This window comes from Shewanella sp. WXL01 (assembly GCF_012263345.1).
Classification (GTDB): domain Bacteria; phylum Pseudomonadota; class Gammaproteobacteria; order Enterobacterales; family Shewanellaceae; genus Shewanella; species Shewanella maritima.
Window position 1 is genome coordinate 328492 of record NZ_JAAIKQ010000001.1, and the last position, 25264, is coordinate 353755.

22 protein-coding genes are annotated in these 25264 nt (G+C 43.7%); 13 read left to right on the plus strand and 9 right to left on the minus strand.

What is annotated here, in order from left to right; all coding sequences use genetic code 11:
- Positions 1-69: 69 nt before the first annotated feature.
- From G3R49_RS01320 to G3R49_RS01330, 3 genes are all read right to left on the minus strand, one after another.
- Positions 70-1074 carry an FAD:protein FMN transferase gene (locus tag G3R49_RS01320; protein WP_167868416.1) on the minus strand — a complete coding sequence of 335 codons (1005 nt, stop codon included), beginning with the start codon at positions 1072-1074 and terminating at the stop codon, positions 70-72.
- A 529-nt stretch (positions 1075-1603) separates the two neighbouring features.
- A complete protein-coding gene (locus G3R49_RS01325) occupies positions 1604-2611 on the minus strand; it encodes a class I SAM-dependent rRNA methyltransferase (RefSeq protein ID WP_167868417.1) in 1008 nt (335 codons plus the stop codon).
- 285 nt (positions 2612-2896) lie between these two features.
- Positions 2897-3121 (minus strand): hypothetical protein, encoded by a 225-nt coding sequence (locus tag G3R49_RS01330; RefSeq protein ID WP_165398992.1) that lies wholly within the window; start codon positions 3119-3121, stop codon positions 2897-2899.
- On the opposite strand from G3R49_RS01330, the gene G3R49_RS01335 reads away from it, so the two are divergent.
- On the plus strand, positions 3120-4967 hold the full coding sequence (locus G3R49_RS01335) for a tetratricopeptide repeat-containing diguanylate cyclase (RefSeq protein ID WP_167868418.1): 1848 nt from the start codon (positions 3120-3122) through the stop codon (positions 4965-4967). The genes G3R49_RS01330 and G3R49_RS01335 overlap by 2 nt on opposite strands.
- 79 nt (positions 4968-5046) lie before the next feature.
- Here G3R49_RS01335 and G3R49_RS01340 read toward each other — a convergent pair whose 3' ends face one another.
- From G3R49_RS01340 to arfB, 3 genes are all read right to left on the minus strand, one after another.
- Positions 5047-5454, minus strand: a complete 408-nt coding sequence (locus tag G3R49_RS01340; protein ID WP_167868419.1) for a DUF3859 domain-containing protein — start codon at positions 5452-5454, stop codon at positions 5047-5049.
- A gap of 242 nt (positions 5455-5696) precedes the next feature.
- Complete coding sequence (gene aroQ / locus G3R49_RS01345; protein ID WP_167868420.1) at positions 5697-6137, minus strand: type II 3-dehydroquinate dehydratase; 441 nt, start codon at positions 6135-6137, stop codon at positions 5697-5699.
- Between the two features lie 147 nt (positions 6138-6284).
- Positions 6285-6701: an alternative ribosome rescue aminoacyl-tRNA hydrolase ArfB gene (arfB, locus tag G3R49_RS01350; protein ID WP_130599015.1), complete on the minus strand. Its 417-nt coding sequence runs from the start codon at positions 6699-6701 to the stop codon at positions 6285-6287.
- 283 nt (positions 6702-6984) lie between these two features.
- Here arfB and G3R49_RS01355 point away from each other — a divergent pair, with 283 nt between their 5' ends.
- The 8 genes from G3R49_RS01355 to G3R49_RS01390 all read left to right on the plus strand — a co-directional run bounded on the left by G3R49_RS01355 (position 6985) and on the right by G3R49_RS01390 (position 16665).
- On the plus strand, positions 6985-7341 hold the full coding sequence (locus tag G3R49_RS01355) for an STAS/SEC14 domain-containing protein (RefSeq protein ID WP_130599013.1): 357 nt from the start codon (positions 6985-6987) through the stop codon (positions 7339-7341).
- A gap of 81 nt (positions 7342-7422) precedes the next feature.
- Positions 7423-7596 (plus strand): DUF3012 domain-containing protein, encoded by a 174-nt coding sequence (locus tag G3R49_RS01360; RefSeq protein WP_130599011.1) that lies wholly within the window; start codon positions 7423-7425, stop codon positions 7594-7596.
- Between the two features lie 49 nt (positions 7597-7645).
- Positions 7646-8098, plus strand: a complete 453-nt coding sequence (locus tag G3R49_RS01365; RefSeq protein ID WP_130599009.1) for a hypothetical protein — start codon at positions 7646-7648, stop codon at positions 8096-8098.
- A gap of 192 nt (positions 8099-8290) precedes the next feature.
- A complete protein-coding gene (locus G3R49_RS01370; RefSeq protein WP_167868421.1) occupies positions 8291-8701 on the plus strand; it encodes a hypothetical protein in 411 nt (136 codons plus the stop codon).
- A 251-nt stretch (positions 8702-8952) separates the two neighbouring features.
- Positions 8953-14112 (plus strand): PQQ-binding-like beta-propeller repeat protein, encoded by a 5160-nt coding sequence (locus G3R49_RS01375; RefSeq protein WP_167868422.1) that lies wholly within the window; start codon positions 8953-8955, stop codon positions 14110-14112.
- A 597-nt stretch (positions 14113-14709) separates the two neighbouring features.
- Positions 14710-15189 (plus strand): hypothetical protein, encoded by a 480-nt coding sequence (locus G3R49_RS01380; RefSeq protein WP_167868423.1) that lies wholly within the window; start codon positions 14710-14712, stop codon positions 15187-15189.
- Between the two features lie 205 nt (positions 15190-15394).
- Entirely contained in the window at positions 15395-16018 is a 624-nt protein-coding gene (locus tag G3R49_RS01385; protein WP_167868424.1) for a trimeric intracellular cation channel family protein, read from the plus strand.
- Positions 16019-16209: 191 nt separating this feature from the next.
- Positions 16210-16665 carry a Fur family transcriptional regulator gene (locus tag G3R49_RS01390; RefSeq protein ID WP_130598999.1) on the plus strand — a complete coding sequence of 152 codons (456 nt, stop codon included), beginning with the start codon at positions 16210-16212 and terminating at the stop codon, positions 16663-16665.
- 195 nt (positions 16666-16860) lie between these two features.
- Here G3R49_RS01390 and G3R49_RS01395 read toward each other — a convergent pair whose 3' ends face one another.
- A complete protein-coding gene (locus G3R49_RS01395) occupies positions 16861-17787 on the minus strand; it encodes a LysR family transcriptional regulator (protein WP_167868425.1) in 927 nt (308 codons plus the stop codon).
- 215 nt (positions 17788-18002) lie between these two features.
- Here G3R49_RS01395 and G3R49_RS01400 point away from each other — a divergent pair, with 215 nt between their 5' ends.
- The 3 genes from G3R49_RS01400 (at position 18003) to G3R49_RS01410 (ending at position 20917) form a co-directional block, all read left to right on the plus strand.
- Complete coding sequence (locus tag G3R49_RS01400; RefSeq protein ID WP_130598997.1) at positions 18003-18539, plus strand: porin family protein; 537 nt, start codon at positions 18003-18005, stop codon at positions 18537-18539.
- 687 nt (positions 18540-19226) lie between these two features.
- Positions 19227-19601: a BlaI/MecI/CopY family transcriptional regulator gene (locus G3R49_RS01405; protein WP_130603351.1), complete on the plus strand. Its 375-nt coding sequence runs from the start codon at positions 19227-19229 to the stop codon at positions 19599-19601.
- Positions 19598-20917 carry a M56 family metallopeptidase gene (locus tag G3R49_RS01410; RefSeq protein WP_167868426.1) on the plus strand — a complete coding sequence of 440 codons (1320 nt, stop codon included), beginning with the start codon at positions 19598-19600 and terminating at the stop codon, positions 20915-20917. Before G3R49_RS01405 ends, G3R49_RS01410 begins: the two co-directional genes overlap by 4 nt.
- Positions 20918-21061: 144 nt before the next feature.
- Here G3R49_RS01410 and G3R49_RS01415 read toward each other — a convergent pair whose 3' ends face one another.
- On the minus strand, positions 21062-21409 hold the full coding sequence (locus tag G3R49_RS01415) for a 2OG-Fe(II) oxygenase (RefSeq protein WP_130603349.1): 348 nt from the start codon (positions 21407-21409) through the stop codon (positions 21062-21064).
- Positions 21410-21452: 43 nt separating this feature from the next.
- On the minus strand, positions 21453-21983 hold the full coding sequence (locus tag G3R49_RS20225; protein ID WP_167868427.1) for a type II secretion system protein: 531 nt from the start codon (positions 21981-21983) through the stop codon (positions 21453-21455).
- A 348-nt stretch (positions 21984-22331) separates the two neighbouring features.
- On the opposite strand from G3R49_RS20225, the gene G3R49_RS01425 reads away from it, so the two are divergent.
- The gene (locus tag G3R49_RS01425; RefSeq protein WP_167868428.1) at positions 22332-25169 is read left to right on the plus strand and encodes a hypothetical protein; all 2838 of its coding nucleotides are present in this window, start codon (positions 22332-22334) and stop codon (positions 25167-25169) included.
- Positions 25170-25264 lie beyond the last annotated feature (95 nt).

Below are 25264 nucleotides of genomic sequence, written 5' to 3' on the forward strand. Positions count from 1 at the left end.
TTTCCCCTGCTAGCATATGTGCTATGCGTCTAGTTGTAATCACCCTAGAGGTTGCATCTAATCAACCAATTAGGGTTGGTACTGCTTAAATGCGGATGACTCATGAATAACCAGCTCATCAACCTGGTTTTCAATAATCATCACTGGCAGCGCCATTTTTTCAGCTAATGCTAACGAGTCCTTGATCGGCATAATCATCAAAGCGGTGGCTAATCCGTCCGCTGTCATGCATGAGTCATGAATAACAGTGGTTGATACCACTTGATGTGGTACGGGTTTGCCGGTTTTTGGGTTGATGATGTGCGAATAGTGTTTGCCATCTTGTTTAAAGTAGTTGCGGTAGTCTCCTGACGTCGCCACTGCTTTATTGGTTAACGCTATTGCTGTCATCGGGTTAGCTGCATAAGCCGCAGGCTTTTCAATGCCAACCACCCAAGGTTCATCCTGTTTAGTGCCACTTACTTTTACTTCGCCGCCGATATCAACCAGGAAGTTGTTGATACCGTTTTCCTTTAGCACCTCGGCGATGGCGTCGACCCCGTATCCCTTAGCGATGGCCGACAAATTGATGCGAACCTCATCATGTTCGCGGGTTAACTGGTTACCATTAATGCTGATTTTGTCTATGCCGACTTGTGTCATGGCGTGGGCAATTGCTGCATCTGATGGTTGAGTACGTGCTTTTGAGTCTTCGCCGAATCCCCAAAGTTGTATTAATGGGGTGACGGTGACATCAAGCGCTCCCTGAGTAAGCTCAGCCAATCTTTTAGCTTCAACCACAACGTGTGTTAGCTCAGGCGACATGGTGATATTAGTCGTCACGCTGGAGTGGTTGATTTGGCTTAATTCTGACTGCTTATCCCAGGTCGACATTGCACTGTTAATATTCGATAAACGCTGCTCAATTTGTTGGTATAAAGAAATCATCTTTTTCGGACTATGGTGCTCATCATCCCAAGTCACGAGATAGTCATTACCCATAGTTCTGCCTTTTAAGCGCGGCAGGTCTTGCGCCAGTGTTAACGGCGAGACAATTAGCGAAAAGGTGAGGCTACTGATAATGGCTGATTTCATTTAAAGCGTACGCTATGCGAGTATCTATACATGTGTTTTTGCTGTGGCTGAATGTAACCATTTATAGGTATTAAGTGTGTGATGTAGCTCAACTGTGGTGTATTGGTTAGCTGGTGAAGATCAAAATTGTGATCTGCTCTTTATTTAGCTTTTTATTAATGATTAAAGCCTTAAGTGGCTTAAAGCAGTGTGGTTTGGTTGGCTTAATACCGGGGGAGAAGATATAAAAATAGGGATATTGGGTCGATTATTGTGTGGGTTGATTGGTATGTGATTACCTTACGCTCTGGCCAAATCTTTCTCTCAAGCTAAATATGCCTCAATGGACTTACAGTATAGATGAGTCGTGTTCTAGGGTTGTCTTGTAGGGGCGTCTGCTAGGAAGAATACGCTAAAGTGCTGCACGGACATCACACAAGCCTAGTTGACTTGTGTGAACGCTAGCTCTTACAAAACTCAATTTGTAAGAGTGAGAATGAGTGGTGCTTAGCGCTTAGTGTTCAGTAATTAGTGTTTAGCCGCGGCTTTGCTAGCTTAACGTTAGCGCTACTATCTTAAGTGGGTGATTGCCGTCAAACGATGGAAAGTCTTGATGGCAATCCAACCATTGTACTTTGGTGACTTGTCGCCCTTGCTTTTCAACGCAGCGTACCAGTTGATTAAACCAGGTGTCTTTGTCGACCTTAGCTACATTGTTACAGCAAACAATGGTGCCGCCTGAGTTGGTTGCAAGCAGTGCAGGTTTAAATAAGCCTTGGTAATCATTAATTAAGTCCACGATACCAAATGGGCTTTTGGCATATCGTGGCGGGTCTAGAAACACTAGATCGAATTGCTGAGTAGTTAGTTTTGGATATTTAGGTAAGCGTTGATTGCGGCGCCCGCCAACATTAAGCCCAGCAAGCTGTCTTATCGCTGGGAACACGTCACTTTGAATAAACTCACACCGCTCGCTGACATCGTTTAGCTCAGCGTTTAGCTTACCTGCTGCCAATGCAAATGATGAAAAATCGACGTTAGTAACCTTAGTTGCACCGCCAACAGCTGCAGCTGTACCGATTCCACAGGTGTAGGAGAACAGATTTAGCACGGTTTTGCCCTGGCTGTTATCTCGCACATACTCGCGGCCAATTCGCATATCTAAAAATAACAGTGGGTCTTGCCCTTCATGGCGCAACTTAGTGGTAAAGGCGATGCCATTTTCATGCATCACAGTTTGTGTTGTTGCTGCGTCATTAGCGTCTTCAACAAGCTGGTTTTGTACGCGCGAGTTACTCTTTGAGCGATCGTTATACACCACAGGTAACTCAATCAGCTTGTTAAGTTCTTGAGTGATCAGCTCAAGTTCGTCTTGCTCTAGCGATTGATGAAAAGTTTGAATTAACCAGGCGTCACCATACCTATCTATATTAAGTCCTTGTTTTCCCTCAACTGTGCCATGAAAAAGTCGGTAGCAGCTGGTGTTGCTTTGTTCCGCAGATAACAGAAACTGATGGCGTGAGGTGATAGCATTAGTAAGTGATGATAAGAGCGACATGATGGGAACTCAGCTAAATTAAACAACAATTATAACAAGCCACAAGGGCGCTGTCGGCACTGAGCAAAGTGTTTTTATTTTCGCATTCTATGCTGTATTAGATACTCGAAATGCAAAAGGACGCGTGAAGAGTTTGCGATAGTGAATCGTCTTTTGAGGGATTGGTTTACCCCGGTTTATTAACTCTATAATTGTGAGGTTGAGAGTGAAGTTCTGCCACAAGTTAGTTGCTTATATGATGAATTGTCATCGCTCAAACCCAGTGATGACATGCGGGCAGATCGCTCATCGCACTGGCGCGCCTTTTGTGCGGTTATTGGCTTTGTCTTTAATACTTGTCCTCTTCTCGTTATTCTCGCTTACCACTAGTTCAGCAGCACTAGCTACGTCGCTATCAGTTGTAAATACCTCAGCTGCAAATCCCGCTAATGTAAATCCCTCTAATGCAAACTCATACTCCCAGAGTGGTAAATCTAGCAGCGATGACAACATATTTGATCCGCTCACCATGCTCAGAGAAACTCCACAAGGGATGCAGTTAGTTAAGCTGTTTTACCGCATGGAACAAGAGCCCGATTTTGTGCTTGAGCGCATGCAGCAGCTACGCAATCAATGGCAGTTTGAGCAAAACCTGCTTTTCATGGCGCTATACCATCGCACTTTGCATGACATTTATGTGATTAAGTCAGATCTTGAGCAGGCTCAACAATGTGCTGACAAAATGCTTGCTCTGGGTAATAAACACAATGAACGGTGGATTATTGCTGAAGCAATGACCTTAAATGCCATTTTGCTTGCCAGAAGTGGTCAAGGCGAAGCCGCGTTTGACAAGATCAATATCGCTATCCCGCTTGCTGAAGAACTGCATTACCACAGACTGCTATCGCGTGCACTAAATGCTCGTGGTGTGCTCTATTCACGTCGATTGAATTATGAAGAATCGATAACCGATTACCAGCGCGCGATTTCTTACATAGAACCGGGCAAGAACCTAGCTTATTTGAGCAAGCTTTATTCCAATATCTCGGTGATTTATTCGCGGATTAAAGAATGGCAAGAAGCGATTAAATATAACGAGCGCGCTATTGGTATTTACCTACAAGGTGAGCATATTACCAATGAACACCTGGTGGTGCTGTACACCAATGGTAGCCAGCTTTACCTTGAGGTTGATGATTTGACTAAGGCTCTCAATTACAGCGAAAAAAGCGTTGCTGTTGCCCGAAAAGCTGACAGTGCGTCTTTGCTTACCCATGGTTTGTGGGCGCAGGCAAGCATTCTGCTTAGGCAGGAGCGCTATGGTGAAGCGAGACCACTTATTGAGCAGTGCCTTGAGTTATCTGAAGATTTTTACGACCCCACTTACTACAATCGCTGCTTACTTGAGATAAGTAAGATTGAGTTTGCCTTTGCTGAATACGATTCCGCTATCACCAATGCTACAACCGCACTCAAGGTATTTGAGCAGGTAAAAACCACTGAGCTTGTACTGGAAACTCATCAGTTATTGAGTGAAGTCTATCAAGCCGCTGAGCAATATCCGTTAGCCATTGTGCATTTAAAGCACTTTTATGAAGGCACGCAGCAGGTACTGTTTGAAAACCGTGAAGCGCGCATGCTTGAACTACAAGAGCAGTTTGAAAATGAGCTAAAAGAAGAGCAAATTGCCCTGCTAACAGCAGAAAACAGCTTGAAACAGGCTGATTTGGAGCGCAAACAGTTAAACGAAAAGTTTTGGATTCTGGTAACTGTCATTATCAGTATGGCTGTGGCCTGGTTGCTGCAACGTTATCGCTCCAACACTCGTCATATTAGTAAGCTAAGTTCGACCAATAAGGATTTGTTTCATCAGTCTAACCAGGATGCGCTCACGGGGTTATATAACCGCCGCTACATTGAAGATTGGGTCGCGACTAGACTCCCTGACAGCAAGGCACCATTTTATAGTGTGGTGATTTTAGATGCTGATTTCTTTAAACGCGTTAACGACACTTATGGCCATGCCGCGGGTGATATTGTGCTCAAGACCATGGCAAATCGTTTGTCTGCGCATTTCAGAGATAAAGATATTTTGGCGCGTTGGGGTGGTGAAGAGTTTATTTTGCTGTTGGCATTGGAGTCGAAAAGTTTACCTAAAGATATTTTGAACCGAATTAATAAGGTGATTGCCGACACCCCAATCGAAGCAGAAGGCGTATCGCTTGATATGACGATATCAATTGGTGCGACCGAGCCTGTTAGCCGTGAACAGTGCCTGCGTGATTGGCATAAACTTAAAGTCGCGGCAGATGAAGCCTTGTATCAAGCTAAAGAACAAGGGCGTAATTGCGCGGTCGTTGCTGAGATAGCTGCCTAGATAACTGCTGAGGATCTAGCAAAGAGATAGCTGGTAACGATTAACTGCTGCTAGGTTAAGGCCTGTAAACCAACATCCATCAGCCCGCTGGCAACTCGCTTGGTAGGTGCACTTTAAAGGTTTTGTCAGCAACGACTTTGCCATTTAGCTCTAGCGTCATGCGCCAGTTACCAGTTTTATTGTCAATTGGCGCCCAAATTGTATCGCCTAGGTAAAAGCGCCAATCGTTTTCCTTTATGTACACCTCACCATCAAAGGGGGCACGAATGTTGCCGTCAGCGTCTGGAATATCTGGATGATAAATACAGTATCTGAGCTTTTGGTTTTTGGCTTTTTTAATCCGAGTAACAAAACCGAATTCGATGTCGATTTCAGCTGGCACATGTACCGTTGCTTTCAAGAACCTCGGTAGTTCAGTGCTTTGTGAGTCCCATTGGCTGAAAATACCCGCCTGGATGATTTGTACACTCGCTTTTAATTTACTCATTTGTGGTTTTGAATATTAGCTTGGTTAGTCACTGAGCTTTGGGGATGTAACCTGAGCTCGGGATAAGGAAGTGTAAATTGTTCTCTAGAACAGAGCTATATCTAGCTTAACGTTTCTAGCGAGATAGTTTTGTTTAGTTCAAGGCGAAGCTACGCGTCAATAGCTAGCCTATTGCAAGTAGCTTCAACGAAGAAATAGGCAAAAATAGCCGTTAGAAACCGATTTATTATTCCGAGTTCAGGTTATTCAGTTACATGCTCGATGGCTGCTTGCATAGCAAACTCATAACCCTTAGTGCCGAGCCCGCAAATCACCCCTACAGCTTTATCTGATAGATAAGAGTGATGGCGAAATGGTTCACGGGCATGAACATTTGTAATATGCAGTTCGATAAATGGAATATTTACCCCAACTAGAGCATCACGCAGGGCGACACTTGTATGGGTAAAAGCGGCAGGGTTAATCACGATGAATTGCGCATCAGTTGCATGAATAGCGTTAATCAGCTCATGCTCAGCATTTGACTGAATATGTTCAAACTCGACATCAGCATTGCTGGCTTGTTGTTCAGCACGCTCGACGACATCATTAAGGGTATCGTTACCATACAAACCCGGTTCACGGCGACCTAGTAGATTAAGATTAGGGCCGTTAACTAGCAGTATTTTTGCTTGGGTGGTCATAGGTAAATCCTTAATTCGTTGTCGATTTTGAACTAATAATAATTTATCACGTAAATTCGGTTGGTACTTAGAAATAGTTGTAAAACTATGCCTATGCTCAGAAATTTTCAACTTGTGCAGCTATCGAGAAAAAGTTTGAAGGGGGAGTTAGTAATCAACTCGTTTTTGTCTGAGGGCTTTAGTTGCGCCGCGCTGTTTTTTAGCATCGACTCGGCGGCGCTGACTGGCTTTAGTTGCCTTGGTAGCAATTCTGGCTTTAGGAACAATAGTGATGCTTTTCACTAGTGACACAAACTGTTCAAGTGCAAGCTGTCGATTAAAATCCTGACTGCGACTTTGCTGACATTTTATGATGATTTTGCCGCTTTTGGTAATGCGATGATCAGCTTTAGCCAATAATTTTTGTTTGTAAAACTCAGGTAGGCTAGATTGGTTAATATCGAAGATGATCTGCGCAGCGGTCGACACCTTATTAATGTGCTGCCCGCCAGCACCGCTAGAGCGGATAAACTGCCACTCTAGTTCGTTGTCGTTAATCGCTACACGATTGGTTATCTGAATCATTGCCTTGCTACTGTTATTAAAAACTCGCCACTTTCACCGCTCACTGCTTTCAAGGCTTACCGCTATCAAAAGCTCGCCTATGAGCTAATACTTAAGCACTTGTGTGTATTGAAGATACTGCCTACGGACGATGAAACCAAAGGCCAGTTTAGCAAATTAGTTCACAGAAACGGTAATCTATCGATATTGCCGAGTTGCAGTGCTTGCCTCAAGTCAACAGTCTGCTAGTATTTCGCCATCGCAGCCGCAAAATCTATTTGCGAATATTTGCACGGAGCAACCTATGCTGTATCAAATCAATGATATCGCCCCAGATGTAATCAGCCTGTTTGTAAGTGGCCGATTATCAACGCAAGATTACCTAAATAAGCTACAACCCTTACTCGAAAAATCCTACCAAGATAGCGGCAAAGTGAAGCTGTATATGGAAGCTGACGTGCTGCTAGAAGGTTGGGATGTCAGCTCGCTCACTGGTGGCGACAAAGTGCAGTTTCCGGCATTCGATGCTCTGGTATTTGTTGGCGGCCCAGATTGGGTTGGCAATGCTGTCAATCTGCTTGCCCCCTTTATGCAAGGCGAGGTTGCCTGGTTCCCATTGGAGCAAAAGCAACAAGCTCAGCAGTGGATTGCTGAGATTTAGGTGAGCAATCCGCTTAAATATTTAATATTTCAGAATACCTGTTCATACAAGAACAACTAAAAATAAAAAGGATATAACGCTATGTTAATCAAACACATCGCTAAAGCGACAGCGGCAATTGCGCTTATTTTTGGCCTTGCAGCTTGCGCACCAGAAGTGGGCAGCGAAGCCTGGTGTAAAGACATGAAAGAAAAGCCAAAAGGTGACTGGACTGCAAACGAAGCGGCAGATTTTGCTAAGCACTGTGTGTTTTAAATCAAAGCTTACATGAGTATATGGAATAAAAATAAAATTAAGGATAAAAATGACTAACAAGTTAATAGCTGTGGCTGCAGCAGCACTAATTAGTGGTTGTAGCTCAGTGGCATCGATGAAAAGTGTCGATCAGGCTGTTCAGGTTGAAATTAATGCCGATAGTGCGCTTACACTGACAAAAGACTCGGCAGTTGAGAAGGAGTACAACACCACAAGTTTTGGACAATATAAGTTTAAAGCTAAGCCAGAAGCAGGCGGCGAACCTATGTATGGTTTGATTCCGCTTAAATTTAATGGCGGCTATTTAGCGGCAGACATTCTATTTTTTGCGCCGGCTATGTTCTTCAATTTACGGGAATTTTACCCGTTTTATGAGTTTGACTTTGCTCAAGGTGAAGTTAAATACAAGAAAAACGAGCAAGATAACTGGATGATTTACCGACCAAGCCCTGAAGAAGTAGAGCATGCAAAAACCTACTTCAAGAAAATTGGTAAAAGCTAACGCGTGCATCTGTATGCGGCTAACGATAAGTTACTAATGCTAAGCGTAAGCGACTAACGGCAAACTACTTTTATAACGAGTATGTGAGTCAGTCAGTATTGTCCCTGTATTGCATAGTCACACTTGCTGTTGCAGGGACAGGCAAAATAGCGCATCTTGTGTATCAAGGTACTTTGATAGTAGGAGAGCACAGTGAGAGAGCACGGCTCATTTGAAATGGAAGTCAGAGATCAAACCTTAATCGTTAAGTGTGTTGATAGCTGGAATATTGAAACCGTCATACGTATGTGCCGAGAGTATAAACAGCTGGCAGCAACCATCTGTGATCAACCTTGGGCATGCTTAGTCGACATGACTGAGTGGGTTTTAGCTACGCCTGAAATGTGGGCTGAGATAGATAAGCTCAACGACTGGGGTAATAAGCATAATCAAAAGTTTGAAGCTGTTGTTTGTAGCCTTGCCTTACAAAAAAGCCTCATGGTGCAAAGCCATGAAGTGCTGACTAATGTTGAAACCAAATTCTGCAAAGACTTACCCGAAGCTTACCAATGGCTAGCTGATGTAGGCATGTTAGAGCCGCTACACAGTGAGTGGTCGATATAGATAATCTATTGGTTGATTAGCTAATTCTAAGTTAGTGGTTTACTTGAACTTTTTGTTAAATGGTTGTAACTTTGGTGCCAACGTCAAGGATGCGATCAGATTATCAGTAAAGGATTCACCCACCCCTCCCTTTTTTATAGCTAGATAGCTATGCATTCCTTGAAGTAAAAATAATAAGAATGACGCTCTGTATGAGCGTTTCTTGGTTATTCCTATGGCTGTTGGATTAACTATTTTCAAAAGGACTTTGTATGACTAATAAAAGCTATCTGTTTCTTTGTGCTTTACTCATGGTCGGTTGTGGTGGCTCAGGCGGAGGTGAAAGCTCCAATGATAATAAGCCAGCCGCTGTCGATACCGACGGAGATGGTATTGCTGATACTCAAGACACTGATGATGATAATGACGGTGTGCTTGATGTAGACGATGCCTTCCCATTAGATAAGGACGAGTCAGCGGATTTCGACAAAGATGGTGTCGGCAATAATGCAGATCCAGATGATGATGGGGATGGCGTAAATGACGTCGAGGATGCGTTCCCGCTAGATGCAACTGAAACGCTGGATACAGATGGCGACGGTATTGGTAACAACGCAGATGATGACGATGATGGTGACGGTGCAAATGATGATGAGGATGCTTTTCCGTTAGATGCAACCGAAACGCTTGATACTGACGGCGACGGTATTGGCAATAATGCAGATGACGATGATGATGGCGATGGTATTAACGATGAAGATGATGCCTTCCCATTAGATGCTAATGAGAGTATCGATACAGACGGTGATGGCGTTGGAGATAATTCTGACTTCTATGTTACTGACGCCTCGTGTTATGCCGAGAATGATGGCAATGGTCAGCAATGTTACCTTACTTGGTTGGCTCAGCAGCCCAATTCTTATATCGATGGTGTTGCTGATGGTGTAATTTATTTCGCGGATCCTAGTCGGAGCCAGTTGTTTGAGTACGACACGCAAACGAAGCATTTTACAGGTGTGATTGAGCTAGGTGATAGCCCTGTCACTGCAATGGTTTATGCGCCAAAGCATGAGCGTTTATATCTCGCATTTGAAAACACCTCCCTCAAATACGTTGAAGACTCAACGTTAAATGAATATACAACGCTAGCAGAGCCTGCATTCCATTTGGTGGAAACGGACTCTCGTTTGCTTGTTAACTATGGTGCTAATTATCAAAAGCAATCGGTACTGTTGACACAAAGTGGCACTGTGTTGGCCGAGGCTCCTGAGCACAACTACTTTAGTCGTGGTGAGAATGTTACTTGGAATAGCCAATCTCAACGGCTTTATCATTTTAGAGACGGTATCTCTCCAAACGATATCATGTACACAGAGCTAGACCCTGCCTCGGGCTCATTTGGCGACTCTCAAGATTCCCCACATCATGGTGACTATAATATTTACGGCCCAATTATTCTGTCTGAAGACGGTGCTCGCGTGATGTTAGGTAGCGGTGATATCTATACCGCATCCACGTTAACGTATTCAGGTAGTGTGTCAGAGGAACCTGAGGACGGATTTTGGACCGTTCAAGGTGGTTTAATCACGCTAGAAGTGAAAGAAGGCCAAACCCGTGTTTATCATCGTAATACCAGCTTTACCAAGGATGAATATAGAACGTTTGAAGGTGGCTACCTGCAGTCATTGTTTAGTAGTAATGAGAATTTGATTATTACTAGTACTGAAACTGGAATTAAGATTAATAGTTACACTCCAAGTGATGATACCGACGGAGATGGCTCTAGCAACTTACAGGATGCGTTTCCAAATGATCCCGCAGCATCAGTCGATTCAGACAATGATGGGTATCCAGATCAGTGGCATGACGGTTACGATCAATCTTCAAGTGTTACCGGCTTAATGCTAGATGCATTTCCTCAAGATTCAGCTTGTTGGCTCGCAGAGCATGGTAGTGGCGGTGTATGTGATATTGAGCAGCAAATTCCCAATTTTGTCGCAACGCAAATTGTCGATGATGGTGAAGGGACTATTTACATGTTGGCCGGAAGCACAATTTACCCTTGGTCAGCTAGTGTTAATGGCTTTACTAACCCAATCCATTTACGTCAGCCCATGACTGAAGAGCTTATGACGCCGACCCAAATGGCATACTCAGCGGCTCATGAGCGTTTATACCTTGGAGATGAGTCTGGTGCTATTCATTACGTTGATTTAAATGATAGTGCACAAATTCACGAGTTTGCGTCTATGTCCATGGGCATCGGAGGCCTAGAAAGTGTAGGTAACTTTGTACTTGCTCAAGATTACTCTGGTGCTTGGGCAACTCATACTATATTCAATGCTCAAGGGCAGGTAACCGCAAGCGAAGATTGGAACCGTTATTCTCGAGGATATGAGTGGAATAGCTCAAACAATAGGGTTTACTTTTTACGTGATGGCACCTCGCCAAATGATCTTCACTTTGAGGAAATTGATCAATTGACGGGGGAAATTGTTGCAGAAGGCGAAACTCCGTACCACAGCAGTGATGGCATACGTCACCCAATTAAGTTGTCGTTTGATAAATCGAAAGTCATATTGGGTTCAGGGCAGATATACGATGCCGATGACTTGACCTTATTAGGGGATTTAGATGTTGAAGCGACAGATATACTGTGGCTAAAAGATACCATTGTAACTCAGACTCAGTTAGGCGATAGCCACTCAGGCAAGCTGCAGTTTTGGTCGACAGATGATTATGGTTTGCTTGGTAGTACTACATTTAGCGGTGAACCTTTAGCGCTGGCTAAAAATGGCCAAGATATTACAGTCATAACTCAATTAGCTGGGAGAACGAGCTTCACGCATCAAGCTATTGCCGATCATGATCTAGATGGTTTACCTGCATGGTGGGAGCAGCAGTATGGTTTAAGTGATGCTGATGCTAGCGATGCTGCTTTAGATTCTGATAATGATGGACTGACAAATTTAAGAGAGTTTAATCTACGCCTAAATCCACAAGTAGCAGATACGGATTCAGATGGTATCAGTGATGGTGATGAGGTAGACGTATATAAAACTGACCCACTCAACTTGGACTCAGATGCTGATGGTTTAACCGATGGGGAAGAGGTTAATACCTATGGAACAGATCCGTTAAATTCTGACTCAGACGCTGACGGCTTAACTGATTTTGATGAGATTAATCAATATCAAACTAATCCGCTAAATACTGACTCTGATGCCGATGGACTACCAGACAAATGGGAAGTTGATAACCAGCTAGATCCTAATATGGACTCTAGCCAGCAAGACACTGACTCAGATGGCTTGACTAACCTTGAGGAGTTAACTTACCAGACTGATCCAAATGTTGCTGACACTGATGCAGACGGACTCATGGATGGTGATGAGGTACATGCTCATGGAACTTCACCTGTAGCTTACGATTCGGATCAAGATCGAATGAGTGATGGATGGGAGGTTCAACATCAGTTTGACCCTAACTCAAACCATGATGCGCAACTCGATGCTGATAGTGACAGTTTCAGTAACTTAACAGAGTTTTTATTAGAGTCAGATCCACTTGATGGGCAAAATGTACCTATCGTGACTTCATGGTACGGGTATCAAGGAACCGCTGCTCATAGAGGGTTTGTGGCAAGTGATATTGATCTTGATGCAATGGATGTTCGCTGGGAAGTGTCGCTAGATGGCACTCAGTACACAAAGCCGCAACTGCTTGCTGCAGATGGCAAAGTTATCGCATTGTTCACTCGCGATGATGAGCGTCGTCTACTTTCACTAGATGCGCTTTCTGGTGTTGAGTTGTGGAGTAATAACTACGAAAATGTTTGGGACCTATCTATCGCCTACTATGGTGACAAGCTATATGCGCTATCCCGAGCGAGTTCAGGAAACTTTTTACGGGCTATTTCAGGCAGTTCGGGGCAGCTAGTCTACAAGGTTGAACATAGCCTTTATAGTCTTAATCAGGAGTCACTAAATGTCACTGCAGACGGCGTTTATCTTGGTTCAAGCAACGGCAACGCTATTGAAAGGTTTGATCTACAAAATGGTGATAAACAATCGATTCCAACAGCGAGTCAAGGAGCGATGCGAGGCTTCGCAATCAACAAGCAGCAGGCCTTTTACTCTGAACATCAAGATTTAGTTGTCACCGAGCTTTCAACTGGAGAACACTACAATATTGTTGTCGATTCAGAGTCCTATAATTCGCTAAAAACGCCTGTGGTTGGATTCGAGGGCGATGTTTTTGTCTACGACTATGACAAGCTCAATGCCATTGATCTACGAACTAACGAGGTAAAATGGCAGCAAGAATCTGGTTTTGACCGCTACCAGCTAGCGGTTGGCATTGGCGAGTTGTATGCGATTAGGCACGATTCTTTAGTTGCCATAGATACTCGAACAGGAAGTCAGCTGTGGCAGTGGGAGTCAGCAGAGCCTGAACAACTGGATAGCAATATCATAGTGGCAAATAACGTGTTGTTTGTTGCCAGTGCTGAAATGACCTATGCGTTAGATCTTACTACTCATCAACAAGTATGGAGTTATCCAGTTGGCGGGCAATTAGCGCTAAGTAGCCAAGGCGCTCTATACATTATCAATGCTGACAAGCTCATCGCCATTAATGTTGGTGGGGATACTGACCAAGACGGCATGCCAGATTGGTGGGAGTCTGCTTTTGGTTTAGATATCAATGATAATTCAGACGTTTCAGGCGACTTAGACTTAGATGGCCTAACTAATCTTGAAGAATATCAACATAGTGCTAACCCAACGTTAGTGGACTCAGATTCAGATACACTGTCTGATGGCGATGAAGTTCATGTTTATGGCACAAACCCGGTATTGATTGACTCTGATCAAGACGGATTGGCGGATAACGTTGAGTTGATCGAATGGCTTACCGATCCGAATGTCGTTGATACTGATGGCGATGGATTCAGTGATGGTGATGAGGTCAATCGCTATATGACTGATCCACTTGATGTAGACTCCGTGCCTGATTTACTTACAACATTATTTGAGTCGTTTGAAAGTGAGCCGTCAGAGTTAGTTTGGTCGACACCTGTTGATTCTGATGCATCTTGGCTTCGAGACGATACCCAAGCATCCGATGGTAACTATAGTTTGCGTTCAGGTGACATTGATGACTCGCAGGAAAGCAGTATGAGCTTTGAGTTGGTCAATGCTCCTGGCACGCTGAGCTTTGATGCGTTGCTGGATTCTGAATCATGCTGCGATAAGCTATCGGTATATGTCAACGATGTAAATCTACTGACAGTCACGACCTCGGAATGGAGTCACCAGCAGATAAATTTACCTGAAGGTGACAATACTATTAAGTTTGTTTATTCAAAAGACGGTAGTGTTTCTAGTGGAGAAGATGCTGTTTGGATAGATAATATTAACTTTAATATGTAGATGAAATGGCGCCTTAGGGCGCCGTTTTTTTCACTAGTTAAGTATGGGCTGATAGCTTGCATTAACTGACTCGTTTGAAACATCTAGCCATGATTATATTTGCCTATATCCATATTGAAATTTGGCTCACCAATGCTTTTCTGTGACGCGTATTACTTATCTTTCTATGCGAAAGTGACACACTTATTAAAATACAGAGTGCGCAGAGGACACACATTGGAAATTGATGTCTTTATTAGCGAGTTAACTAGATTTATGGGGAACTTGTTTTTACCTATAATTTGCGTTTATGGGCCTTTTAAACTTTATTTTTACAAAAAAATTGAAGATCTGATATTGAGGGAAGGGCTAGCTAAATCAAGAAGTCAGGCTGCGGCGTTCTCGTCTGATTCGCATCTGATTAATAAAGTGCTTACTAAAAAGAAAGACTCTCAATTAAACAGGTTGTTCTATATTAATATTAGATTAGATCAGTTTTTTAGCGTTTATTTTACTGTGTTGTTAGGGTTGTGGGTTCACGATCACTTTAACTAAAACTTAATTTGCGTATGTTCGATGTTATTTGTTCTAGTTAATACAGTAATGTGAAAAGTATCTATGATTTTGAAGGCTATCTATACCTGTTTCTTTGTGTTTGTGTCGATTATATCGTCAATACTGCAAGCTCACGAGATTAAATTTAACGAGTGTAGTATCAAGCTAACTAATGAATATGAATGGGCACCAGCCAGTAATAGTGAGTTATTAAGTGATTTAACATACACTCGTTTAACAAATACAAATTTTTCAATCGTAAATGTAAGTAGTGAATCGCATAACTATGATAATGATGATACAGAGCTTGTAGATAGTTTTGAGCACCAATTAGCACTTTTTAGTGTTTACTTTGTAGCTAACCCAAATGGTCGTTCGGGTTACAATATAGCGGAGATCGTCCAGCACTCAAAAGTGATAGCCATGTATGGTGTTACTGCTGAAGATATTCACTTTATGTCGGCTGATTGCTTTGAACCTATCGCAATCGAAAGATTTAGCGAGGCCGTTCATCATTCTGTGTTACGCCAGTTGAGCCTATAGATGGATGTAGTCGTCTAAACGCTTAGGCAATACACAGCCCTTACTTATGTATGATGTTACTTGTAGTTCGGGCTGTGTACACCTTGTAAACATCGCTTTAATAACTCGTTTCATAACCAGTCTACCCACATATTTTCTTTGGTCTCTGTTCGCGCTTTGACTAAAATCGGCGCTTATTTTTGTTCCTCTCTAGTTTGAGTCAACCATGTTACTAAGCGTGTTATACATCATTGGGATCACTGCCGAGGCGATGACAGGTGCCTTGAGTGCTGGGCGTCGTAAAATGGATTGGTTTGGGGTCATGTTAGTGGCGAGCGCAGCCGCCATTGGTGGTGGCACGGTGCGCGATATTGTACTTGGACATTACCCGCTAACCTGGGTTGAGAATCCGCAATTTTTGGGTATTACTTGCCTGGCTGGTGTGCTTACCACAGGGCTGGCTAAATGGGTGATCAAGCTTAAAGGCTTGTTTATTCGACTCGATGCACTTGGGTTAGTTGCGTTTAGCATTATCGGCACTAAGGTTGCACTAGATATGGGCTTGCACCCAAGTATTTGTATGGTTTCAGCACTGCTAACTGGTGTGTTTGGTGGCTTGCTGCGAGACCTGATTTGCAGACAAACGCCACTGGTTTTACACCAAGAGCTGTATGCGTCTGTCGCGCTAGTTGCCTCAGCTTTATATCTACTCTTATTAGAATTCGCCATTGATGGTGTGACCGCGACCGTGGTTACTCTAATTGTTGGCTACTTGATGCGTATGGCGGCAGTCAGGTTTAAGTGGCGCTTACCTTCGTTTAACTTAGAGCATGAAGGCTCACTGCACTGAGCTTAGGTGCACTAAACTTAGGTGCAATGCGCTAACGATAGCCTCAATTTGTTGCTGACCTTGTTTGGCTGATACGTCTAAATTTGTCGTTGATTGGTGAGCGAAATCATCTGCTTGCGAAATTGTCATTTACAATGTCAGGCTTAGCAGAAATAATAATGACACATTCACATATTCGACAGAGCTAAATTATGTCCGCCAGCAATAAAGCCGCCATCCTGACCAAAGCCGAGCAAATGTGCCGTGAAAATGGTGCCAAGCTTACGGTGAAAAGGAAGAATGTACTTAGCGTGCTTTTGGATGCCAATAAGCCGCTTTCGGCTTATGAAATTGTCGACTTATATCGTGACACCTACAAAGAAACGCTGGCGCCAATGTCGGTGTATCGCATGCTTGACGTATTAAGTGAGCAGTCGCTGGTACACAAGTTGTCCTCAGAAAATAAGTATCTCGCTTGTGCCCACATCACTTGTGATCATGAGCATCAAGTTCCTCAGTTTCTAATCTGTAAATCCTGCGGCAAGGTTGCCGAAATTGGTATTCAAGCGAGCGTGATTGATGCGCTAAATGCCAGTATTGAGCAGGCTGAGTTTCAATTGGTAAACACCCAAATTGAGCTGCAATGTCTGTGTAAGGATTGTGCTTAGGTTAAGTCATTACATCCATTAGAGTGTGTTCTAGGCTCATGGGGTCAAAGTGTGAATATGCGTTATGGTGACACTTCACACCATTGGACTAACTTTAGGCCGCTAGCCCTTGATACATAGAGGTTAATTATAGCTGCGGTAGTTATTGAGTCGTCCTAGAAACACCATTTTTACATGCTTGTGCTAAACCCTCTATTACTGCATCCTTTCCTTATTTATAACATGTTGAATTTGTCTCTCTAGCCAGGAAACCACTGGAGACTTAGTGTGTTTGGCGTGAAAGTAAGAGCAGACCGTTAGGTTAGTCTCTTTTCCATCGATAAGTGGCACTAAGGCTTTTATATTTGGAAAGCGATGGAGGGGAAATAAATCTGAGTGAGCCATGAAGAGCTCAGTATGTTCAATAACATCAACAACGGCCATAACAAATTCTGACCGGAAGCCAACTTTTGGATCAAGCCCTTGTTGCTTCATTATTTCTGCTACTAACACGCGATTGTCATTCCACCTTGGGGTAACAATTGATGCGATCGGGTAAGGCTCGAGCTGCTGAGGAGTGACGTTAGGGCCAGTAAGAGGGTGTCCGCTTCTAACAAATACCCGAGATTTTAAATCAACAACTTGTCGAGATTTTACCCCTGAGATCAGATCGTGCTGCATACTGATACCAATTAATACGTCGCCGTTGCGAATATCTAGCAAGGTTTCTCTATTCCATCCAACAAGCTCAACAGTTGCATGTGGAGCAATATCTCTAAGGTGTTGAAACAAAGCGCCAGATAGAGACGTTAGAACAATAGGAGCAACAGCTATTTTCAGCCCCCCTGTATATTGACTAGGCTCAAATGTATTTTTCTCGTTCAGTATTGTTGCCAAACCGTCCAAATGTGGCGCAATATCCTGAGCTAATTGGTCGGCGAAAGGGGTGGAAGATAACCCCTGCGGTACTTTTACAAACAGGTCGTCTTGAAAGTGAAATCTTAACTTTTGTAATGCTTGACTGATTGCAGGCTGAGATACATTTAGACGCTCTGTCGCCTTACGCATATTTAATTCCTGGCTTAAAACCAAAAATGTTCTAAGTAAATTCAAATCTAGAGAACTAAACCGATCCTTCTGCATAAACCCTCAAAATTGCAATTTAACTCATTTAGAGAATATGAATTGTGCCTAAAAACAGGATGTTAAGCTGTGACACCTTTATGGCTCATAAGTGACAATTATTACAGCTATTAGATCTTCTGATTAGCTCAACATATCGAAAAACCACACAATACCTGAATCGCATGGAGCACTTACCCAGCAGGAAATCATCTATGAGTTAAGGTCTAATAAATATGAAAAACTATATCACAGTGCTGATTGTCGGCTCCATGATATCTCCAGTTGTATTTGGTGAGGGTTTCAAGCCCAAACAAAGGGTCGGTTTAGGTTATAGCAGTACCAGTACATCAGAATGGTTGACTAAGTCTGATAAATGGGGAGATGGTATTAGACTGGAATACGGCTATGAACTAAATGAAATATTTGGAATTAACCTTTCCTACTCAAAAAACAGCGATACGATTTTCAGCAATGACTACACTACCGATATCGATGGCTACAACATTAAGTTAGATTCAGATATTGGCTACAAATTTTATGTAAATGGTGTTGCACTCAAGCCTTATGGAAGTATTGGGGTAGCTAGGCAATCTGAAACAATCTCCTCGAACAATACCGATTATAGTTTCAATGAGATGGGTTTTGTCGCAGGTGCCGGACTAAGGGTCGATATCAACGAGCATTTATACTCGGATTTTCGTTTTGACCTGTCTCACTATAACAACAATGACTACGATACGATTTCATGGACAGTAGGGTATCAATTCTAGCTGTTTAAGTTGATCGTGTTAATAAAGTGCACTCATAGCCTCATGTTCTTCTATGGGGCTACTTCAAAAAACCACTTGAGAAATGATATGTTGTATCATAGTATGGTTTTGTTGGTTGTATCCACACTGTGTATGCAAGGCATGGTAAAGGGTAGCAACTTGCCCTAACAAGATGTTTTCTTTTATCGCCTTGCCTGCCGGTGTTTTGCTGCAGTTGTTTGTCTATTTTATGTGTTAGCGCCCTGCTAGTCGTGAGTAGACGCTAAACTGCAGTGCTGTTGTTTCAAATTAAACAAAAACTCCCTAATTTTTGTAGCTCGGACCTTGTTCGAGCTTTTTTTCGTCTTTTATATCTCTTATTTAGTGCTCTGGTGTCGCTCTATATGCCTTGTGGCAGGGTGTCGTATCGGTTTTATGTCGCTTTCTTTCCCGTAATTTTTAGACGTTGATTAAATTACATCCAAATTAATGCTTGCCAATTTAGAATTACAGTTGTAATTTAAACCTAAGGATTACATTTGTAATCATTTGTTTTGTTATCCCTAGTGCTGGTTTTGTCAGTCAAGCGCTGCGCCCCCGATAAAGAAGCGCCGCGCTCTGAAAAAAGTACCGTCCTCTGAGTAAGGAAAGGCCGCATTAGTAAATCGCCCCAACCATTGATTGGGCTTTAGGAGTCATCTTGTGAGTATCGACATTAGTAACAGTGAATTATTGGTATTGCAGCAGTTGTGGCAAAGTGCGCCGCAAACTTCCGGTGAGCTGGCGAACACCTTAGAAGCGCAGCACCAGATGCACGAAAAAACCGTTAAGACTTTGCTTAATCGTTTGGTAAAGAAGCAAGCCATTAGCTTTGACAAGCAAGGCCGAACCTACTTATACAGCCCGTTACTGGTTGAGCAGGATTACACCGCCAATGCATCTAAGTCATTTGTCGAGCGTATGTTCTCAGGCAAGTTGTCGCCGCTCGTTGCAGGTTTTGCCAAGCGCAATGAGTTATCAGCCGAAGATGTGACTGAGCTGCAGGCGCTCATTGATGACTGGCACAAGGAGCAAAAGTCATGATGGCGGCCTTGGACACCTGGCTCGCATCTGCTGTTGAGCTAATGTTGATCGTGACCATAGTGTGCTGTGCAATCTTGCTAATGCACAGCAAGTTACTTAAACGTCTTGGCGCGCATTACACCTACTTGTTATGGCTTATTGTGCCTTTGTTGTTTGCGGTTGAATTGGCTCAGCTATTGATGCCACAGCTTTACGCTTCGATATTGCCAGATACCTTAGCTGAGCCAATGCAGCGTTTTACCGTTGTTGCTAGTAACGGTTTAACTTCGCAGTTAGGCTCTCTTGAGCCACTGGTTTGGGTGTTAACCTGCATTTATGTCGTGGGTGTTGCTTGGCAAGTGAGCAAATTGGTTTACCAGCAAGGCAAACAAAGTGCTTTATTACAGCGGGCTACTGATTCGACTGCTAATTCAGCTACTAGTGCTGCCATTATTGACACAACGGCTGTCCATTCGATGCTGGCTAATGCAAACAACGCAATTACAGTGTTGGTCAGTGAGCAGGTTACTACTCCCATGCTCATGGGGCTGGTAAAGCCAGTCATAGTATTACCGACATCTTTTTATCAGTTAAGTAAAGCGCAACAACAAGCTGTGCTTGAGCATGAGTTATTTCACTTTAAACGCAAAGATCCGCTGTGCAATGGTCTCGCCTATTTGCTCGCGAGTTTGCTTTGGTTTAACCCGATTACTTGGATGGCATATAAACGCTTTCGTGACGATCAAGAGCTATCTTGTGATGCACAAGTAACCGCCGATATGTCAGCCGAGTCCAAGATTGCGTATAGCCGCGCGCTACTCGCATATTCACAACATGCGCCAATGAGCATGTTACAAACTCACTATGGAGACAAAACCATCTTAAAAGAGAGGATCTTACAGATGAAACAACAACATGGAAAACGCACCGGAATGTTACTTGGCTTAACGGCAGTGCTAGGTTTATCTGCGATGCTAATTAATCCGACTGTGGTAGCAGGTGGCGATAATAAGTCGCATGTCGCTGGGCCAAAAGCAGGCAGTGTGTACCCGAAAATGCGCATTGAGCCTAAGTATCCAGCTCAAGCTGCAAAAGAGGGGATCAACGGCTTTGTACAAATGTCGTTTGATATTACCCCTGCTGGTATGGTGACCAACGTGGCAGTCATTAAGTCATCATCGCAAGGTATGTTTGATGCATCAGCTGTGGAAGCGCTGCGGCAATGGCAATATGAAACCTCAGCTAAAGGGCAAAAGGGCGCGCAAGTGCAAATTGACTTTGTCATGCATCAACCAGATGCCTCTGTAGAGCGTATTGAGGTATATCAAGCGCACTAGTTCAAATTGAGCTAATTGCAATTGATACACTAGGTTTAGCCTGATCAACTAAGCCTGTTACCGATTTATTTAATCTGTTTAATACTGATATTAAGCTGCTAAATGCAAAAACGCTGGCTAATACAAAAGTGCTGCAAGTGCATTTTAGCTGTTGCGAACCCAACCAATACTCAATAGATAGCGATTGCCTTTAATGACTTTGGAAACTTGATGCTCGCATATATCTGGGCGAAATAACTTGATGCGTTTGCTGTTATAAATGGGATTAGCGCAAATAAACTCACCGCCGACTTCGGCTTGCTTGAGCACAATGTTCAACCGGTAATGTTTACCTGTTTTTACCTTGTCTGTGTGCGGAGGCACTTCACTGCCTTGAGGGAATTTAAGCAAGTAGGTGTCAAACTTAACCGGCCACAGTGCGCCGCATAGCAGCATTTTGTCGTAACCGGTTTTTTGTCTGCCGCGCTGCCAACGAAACAGCTTGTTGAACATTGATGCAGACGTTTTCATCACAACAGCTTTTCCTGAAAAGGTATTAGCAGCCGGTGTAATCTTCGGTAATGGTAAAGGTATCGGCTTGTCCGCCCGTACCCGTAGGCTCAATATAACGAACATAGCAGCTTTCAGCTTCACCAAATAGTACGTTATAACCAACACTATAGGTTGAAGAGCCTTGGATTACATTAACATCACCAGCGTCACAGCTACTAGCTAAGCAAAAATCTAATTCAGAATCGATTTGCATCAATTCATTCATCCCCACTCCACCATTTTCACCATAGGACTCTGGATAGCCAAGTTTCATCTCAACTAGCTGATCATTCATCAATACCTGACTGCGGTCATCCTTTTCAGTACCTTCAATTGATGAGCGCGCATAAGCGAATGTTGCTGTGCTATTCATCGCCGCTTTTACGCCTTCAAGGGCTGAGATTTTGGCATCGCGACTGAGGTTAATGAACTTAGGTGCAGCTACCACTGCAAGAATACCTAAGATGATAATCACCACCACTAATTCAATGAGTGTAAAGCCTGTTTGTTTGTGAGAAAGCGCCGTGCGAGCCATAGATAAGTCCTTGTACTAATACCAATTGGTAGAAATCGCGAATGCCGATGCAATGGAGCAATACTTTACAGCCAAGAGGCTCATCTCGCTAGGTCAAAGGCAAAATTTTATTCTCTAACTGAAATTATTATCTCGGTCTTACATGTGAAACTATTTTGTTAAATTTATTCTTTATTACCATTGCGCTGTATACCTTGTTTTTACTGAATTTAAACATTTGTGTAACGTTAACGAAATTTTAACGTCACGTTTGCGCAGTCTTTTTGTCATTTTTGATCTCTATGTTTGTCGCCCAGAAAACGAATTCTTGTATGTACCCTTACTTTTATTCCGTCCTCGGAGATGACAATGGAACTGAAAAATCTGTTTAAATTAGGCGCTGTTGCTATGGCCCTTTCTGCAACAATCGGTCTATCTGGTTGTGGTGGTGACATCAACATTAATACTGGTAACGAGACTGTTGACCCAACACCGACGCCTACTCCTGACCCAGACAAATCAGACCAAGAGAAAGCCTACGAAGGCTTCGCAACTAAAAGCACTACATTCGTAAGTGTTGACGGTAAAGAAGTTTGGGAATTAAAAGGCACGTTAGCGCCTTCTTCAGCAGCTTCAACTATCGGCAGCGCCGGTGGTCAAGACGGCAACAAAATCGTACTTGGTAACGATGTTGTTTGGATGCTAGATGGCGCGGTTATCGCAGGTGGCGACAATGCTGATTCAGTTGAATTAGAAATCCAACCAGGCACTAAAGTACTTGGCGGTAGCGACTCTTATCTAGTGGTTAGCCGTGGTTCGCAAATCATGGCTGAAGGTACCAAAGATGAGCCAATCGTATTCACCTCATCTGTTACTGCACTTGGTCAAGAAGGTGAAGCGGGTCAATGGGGTGGTTTAGTATTACTTGGTAATGCACCAGTAAACACTTGCCCAGACTTAAGTGCTTGTGACGCAGCGTTCGAAGTTGGTAGCCACAACTATGGCGGTAACGACGAAACTGACAACTCAGGTTCACTTAAATACGTTCGCGTTGAGTTTGGTGGTTTCAAAATCAACGATACACAGGAAATGAACGGTATCAGCTTTGCTGGTGTGGGTAGCGGCACCGAAGTTGAATACATCCAAGTACATGAAAATAACGACGATGGCGTTGAGTTCTGGGGTGGTAACGTTTCTATCTCACACGTTGTATTAACTAATAACTTTGACGACTCATTAGATTGGACCAACGGCTGGCAAGGTAGCGCGCAGCACGTTTATATCCGCCAAGCTGACAATGGTTCAAATCGTGGTATCGAAGCTGACAGCAACAGTGACGCTCAAGCGACGCCTATGTCTAACCCAACGCTGGCTAACTTCACTATTCAAGTTGCTAATGGCGAAAACAGCGGTGGTGACGATGCTGAAGGTATCCTGTTCCGCAAAGGTACTGCAGTAAACGCATACAACCTATTGGTTAAAGGCGACGTTGACTCTGGCGAATGTTTAGAAGTAAACGACGACAACACAGTAAACAACGCTAACAGCGACATGCTTGTGGTTGAAAACAGCTTAATCGACTGTGTTGAGCCGTTTAAAGATGCTAAGCCTGATGCTGAAGAAGGCCGCACTTTAGCGCTAGACGTTGAAGCATGGTTCAAAGGTCAAGATGGCAACCTTGAAGGTGCATCTGACCTAAATGGTTACATGCCAAACAGCTCTTCGGTTGCGTTAACTGGCGGTAAAGCAGATTTAGCTAACATGGACGACCGTTTAGAAGATGCTCAGTACATTGGTGCATTTGACGGTACTAACGACTGGACAATGGGCTGGACAACTGACATCCACGGTGAAAGCACAGATCCTGTTGCACTACCTACTTTAACTTCTTGCCCAGTGGGTACTACGTCTGAGCCTGTGGTTGCCGGTCTTTATAAAGACTCTTCAGTGACTTTAGTGTGTTCATTGCAAGGTAATGTTCTAAGCAACACCACACTGCTTGCTGGTCAAAACGTGATGTACAAGCTAAATGGCGGCGCTGTGGTAGTCGGTGGCGACAACACTACTCCAGCAACACTAGGTATCCAAGCTGGTGTGAACATCTTCTCTACTTCAGACAGCTACATTGCCGTCAGCCGTGGCTCGAAAATCATGGCGCAAGGTACTAAAGAACACCCAATTGTGATGACCTCAGAAGAAGATGTACTAGCAGGTGCAACGGGTGAGCGTGGTCAGTGGGGCGGTTTAGTTATCCTAGGTAACGGCCTAACTAACAAGTGCCCAGATAAAGATGCGTGTGACGTCGCATTTGAAGTGGGTAGCCATAACTACGGCGGTAACGACAACACTGAAAGCAGCGGTCAAATCAGCCATGTTGTGGTTAAGTACGCAGGCTTCAAAGTTAACGACACTCAAGAAATGAACGGTATCTCGTTTGCAGCTGTGGGTAGCGGAACGCAAGTTGACCACATTCAAGTTCACGCTAACGGCGACGACGGCGTTGAGTTCTGGGGCGGTGCAGTCAACATCAAGTACGTTTACCTAACTGAAAACTTCGATGACTCACTCGACTGGACTAACGGTTGGACGGGTAAAGCACAGTTTGTTCACATCACTCATGAAGATGGCGCTGCAAACCGTGGTATCGAAGGTGACAGTCATAAGAGCGCGGGTGACACTCCAACCTCTATGCCAATGATTGCTAACTTCACTATCGAGCCAGGTGTTGATATTGAAAACGCTAGCGGTGACAAAGGTGAGGGTATCCTACTGCGCGTTGCGACTGCAGCTAAGTTATACAACGTGCTAGTACGCGGTCGTAAAGGCGCAACTGGCGAGACTGAGTCAGGTGAATGTTTAGAGCTAGACGGTACCTACTCAGGCCTGGTTGACAATGTTAACGACGGTTCACTGTCTATCATGAACTCAATCATCGACTGTAACGAGCCATTCAAGTTTAGCAATGCTTCAGACCCAGCTAACAACCTAACGGTTGACGTTGAAACTTGGTTCCTAGGTCAAGATGGTAACTCGACTGCTGAGGTTATGCTAACTAACGGTATGCCTGCAGCCACTGACACTGTACTACTTGGCAATGGTAAAGACCTAAGCACTGAAGATAGCTTCTTCGAAGCAACTGACTACATCGGTGCATTCGACGGTACAACTGACTGGCGTGAAGGCTGGACCTACGCTCCTGCACAGTAATCGTGTCGCCCAAAGCTTGCAATATTAGCTTTGGGCAACTCGCGAACTTATTCAAGTTTATAGCTGCTTTTAAGCAACCCACTTCCCATAAGGCT